The sequence below is a fragment of the Moorena sp. SIO4A5 genome (assembly GCF_010672005.1).
Lineage (GTDB): Bacteria > Cyanobacteriota > Cyanobacteriia > Cyanobacteriales > Coleofasciculaceae > Moorena.
In genome coordinates this window covers 1-3785 of record NZ_JAAHHZ010000464.1, presented here as the reverse complement: position 1 = coordinate 3785, position 3785 = coordinate 1, and the positions used below count along the sequence as shown (strand labels likewise).

General features: G+C 41.1%; 2 protein-coding genes and 2 pseudogenes. 2 read left to right on the top strand and 2 right to left on the bottom strand.

Annotated elements, in window-relative coordinates; all coding sequences use genetic code 11:
- A pseudogene (locus F6K57_RS39300) lies at nt 1-355 on the bottom strand (hypothetical protein); the annotation flags it as partial.
- A gap of 170 nt (nt 356-525) precedes the next feature.
- Entirely contained in the window at nt 526-1725 is a 1200-nt protein-coding gene (locus tag F6K57_RS39295) for a glycosyltransferase (protein WP_293052836.1), read from the bottom strand.
- A 589-nt stretch (nt 1726-2314) separates the two neighbouring features.
- Between F6K57_RS39295 and F6K57_RS39290 the strand changes: the two genes are divergently transcribed.
- The gene (locus F6K57_RS39290) at nt 2315-3004 is read left to right on the top strand and encodes a glycosyltransferase family 2 protein (protein ID WP_293074137.1); all 690 of its coding nucleotides are present in this window, start codon (nt 2315-2317) and stop codon (nt 3002-3004) included.
- Between the two features lie 303 nt (nt 3005-3307).
- A pseudogene (locus F6K57_RS39285) lies at nt 3308-3785 on the top strand (hypothetical protein); the annotation flags it as partial.

Genomic DNA, 3785 nt, shown 5'->3' with positions numbered 1-3785 from the left:
TTGAATTCCCAAATAACTGCGCCCAAAATCGCGCCATTACGTAATATAATGGGGGATGTTGAGGTTCTTCAAAGGCCAATCCCTTAATCGTACCAATCAGATTTTTTTCTGGATTTGTCTGCTGATATTTATGTAATTCTTTAATAGCGATCGCATCCCCCTTGGAAATTTCTGGTATCATGTCTGACAATCGATAACCAGAAATCCGTAGCGAGGTAAAGGTTTCATCAATCCAGTATATTTTTTGGTCAAGATTGACGAATCTAAACACTATCCCTAGCATCAACAGGATAACAAGTAAAACCCCTAACCAAGTTGAGGTAAATCTACGAGTTTGCTGCAATTTGTTTACCATAGAGGTTTACCATAGATGATATTGATTGTTATGTAGTACATTCAATTTTATTACCCCTACTCCCTACTCCCTACTCCCTACTCCCTACTCCCTACTCCCTACTCCCTAAAACCCTTTGCTGTTGACGGTCAACAGTCAACGGTCAACAGTCAACAGTCAAGCGGTTATCGTTATTTTTGCGTCACTCGCCAGTTGAGTTTTAGATTAATCCAGAAATTCCAGAAAGTAACTGCTGCGATCGCAATAGCATTTGCAATCAGATAGTTAATTCCCAGGAGATTAAACAACAGATTCAACAACAGCACATTTAGGCACAAACCGATCAAACAGACCAGGTTAAACTTCAAAAACCGTTTCAAGCGCTTACCCCATCCCCACTGCTGACTCGCTATATCCCTAAATGTCCAGGCATCATTCCAAATAAAGTTATTCATAATGGCCGCTTCAGCAGCAATAATTTTACTGCGGGTGAGTCCCCAACCCAAACTAGCAGGGTCATGGAGTAAGTAAAGCACAGTCATATCCACAAATACCCCACTGAATCCCACTAAGCCAAAACGAATAAACCGCTTTAAAGGGAAGGGAATGCGTTTTCTAAGTTGACCAATGGTTCCGAGAGAAAACCTTAACCGGAGTAAGTGTCTAATATAGTCTAAATACTGTTTCCAGGTAACTTTGCTCTCTCCTGAGAGTCTCTCTTGAAATACATAGCCAACTTCTGCAATCTGACGAATTTTTCCCCTAGCTAGTACTTCAATTAGAATCTTGTAACCCAGAGGATTGAGGTCTTTTTCATTAATGGCACTACGGCGTACCATAAAATAACCGCTCATCGGGTCAGAAACACGACCGATAACTTCTGGTAAAATCGATAATCCTAAAAGTTGAGCACCTCTGGATAAGAAACGCCTCACTACACTCCAATCACTAACACCACCATCGTCTACATGACGACTGGCAATGGCGATATCGGCTCCATCCTCCATTGCTACCAAAAGTTTTAATAATATCTCTGGTGGATGCTGTAAATCCCCATCAATTACCCCCAAAATTTTTCCACTACCTGCCTTCCACCCGTGAATAACTGCTGTAGATAACCCCCTTTCATGCTGACGGCGAATTACCTGTAACTGTGGATAGTCCGAGATTAGAGCCTGGGCGATTTCCCAGGTACGATCGGGACTATCGTCATCTACTACAATCAGTTCGTATTGGTTTGGTATTGCTTCATCGAGCAAATTGCTCAGGATTCTAATTAGCTCCCCGATATTTCTACTCTCGTTATAGGTGGGAATTACCAAGGATAAGGAAGAATCACCAAGGTCAGATTCTTCTGGTTTTGTGTAGTCATTACTGGTATCCAAAGACATACTCTCTAGGATGATGGGATTTTTTTAGGTTAATGGTGTTAGATGTTAGGTGTTAGGTTTTGGGTTTTGGGTTTTGGGTTTTAGTACTTAATCTCTAGGCTCTTTAATCTAAGCATGGTACCAAGCTTATTGCATTAGTCATTAGTTTAGTTATTAGTCATTAATTATCAGTCATTAGTCCAAATACTAATGACTAATCAGCAACGACTACCCAATCAGCCTTGAGCGTAATGGTTTAGTAGTTGCTCTATGTTGCTCTATGTTGCTCTATGTTGCTCTATTTAGTTGATATATTTATAATCCTACAGTAGAATTATACTAATTTATTCAGGGTGTCAAGTAGTAAACCTCAAACTTGTCTATAAATCCTGCTGTTGTGATGAATTTTAGGGATAAATCCCATCTAATCACGGGGAAACTTCTTCCCATAACTTTATGCAACTAAGGTTATGTAAATCTTTGGTGAAGTGTTTAGTGGCTCAAATTCTATACTTAACCAAAACCTAGGGAGATTCAGCTGGGATTATGTAAAGATTATGTAAAGTTTTAAGCTAATCAAATTATTTGCTTATTATTAAGGTCTAAGCTTATGAAGCTAAGTGTTATCATACCTTGTTTTAACGAAGTCAACACAATTGCCACGGTGATTGAAGCTGTTAAAGCATCTCCCGTTAAAGAGTGTGAAATTATTGTTGTTGATGACTACTCAACCGATGGCACTAGAGAGATTTTAGAGTCATCACTGGAATCCCACATTGACCATGTGGTCTATCATCACAAGAATCGGGGTAAAGGAGCTGCGTTACGGACGGGCTTTGGCTTGGCTACTGGAGATATCGTAATCGTTCAAGACGCTGATTTAGAGTATGATCCCCAGGAATATCCGTTGTTAATGCAGCCAATTGTTGATGGCAAAGCGGATGTGGTTTATGGCTCCCGTTTCGCTGGTGGTGGTCCTCATCGGGTAGTGTATTACTGGCATATGGTGGGGAATAAATTTTTAACCATGCTCTCCAATATGTTTACCAATATTAACCTTACCGATATGGAAACCTGCTATAAGGCATTCCGGCGTGAACTTATCCAATCTATCAAAATCGAAGAATCTCGGTTTGGCTTTGAACCGGAAATTACTGCTAAGGTTGCCAAAAAGAAATGCCGTATCTATGAAGTAGGAATATCTTACTATGGTCGCACTTACGAAGAAGGGAAAAAAATTGGCTGGAGGGATGGGTTTAGGGCAATATTTTGTATCTTAAAATACAATCTTTTTCGTTAGTCATAATCTGATGGTGGGCAGTCATAATCCGATGGTGGGCAGTGCCGAGCAACCCTATTACAAACTTCGGAATCGGTCTGAGAGGATATCTCCCAAGTTTTTTGATACTGAATTTTGCCCCCCTAGCCCCCCAACTTTGGGGGGAATAAGAGTCAATTTGCTTCTAAAAGTCCCCCAAAATTGGGGGACCCACGGGGGCTTGGATGTAGCAAATGAGACTTCTCAGACAACCTCTGATACACTGCCCACCCTACATGAACTCCCTATTCCCTATTCCCTATTCCCTATTCCCTTTGAATAACTATGTTGGCTTTGCTCCCTCTGATTACCTTCACTGTTTTATTTCTCTTCATTTATCGTTACAATTATTGCTGGCGTAGTTCCCTATTGTGGGCAGCTATTACCTGGGGAGTCTTGTTAACCTTTATCACTGAAGTTTTAAGTTTATTTAAGTTAATTACTTGGGGTTGGATAGCAGGAATCTGGGGTTTACTGAGTCTGACGTTGATTGTTGCTTACTTGCGGACTGTTAAACCAGAACGAGTCACCCGCACCGAGGATTCACAACATGGGAATGACCAAATCTCTGGTTTTTTACTGGTCTTACTTGGAGGTATAGGATTTCTGGTCGCTATCGTAGGCTTAACTGCTATGGTTGCGCCTCCCAACACCTGGGATTCCATGACTTACCACATGAGTCGTGTGCTTCATTGGATGCAGCATCACAGTGTTGCCCATTATCCTACCCATATTCCCAGACAGCTTTACCAAAACCCTTGGG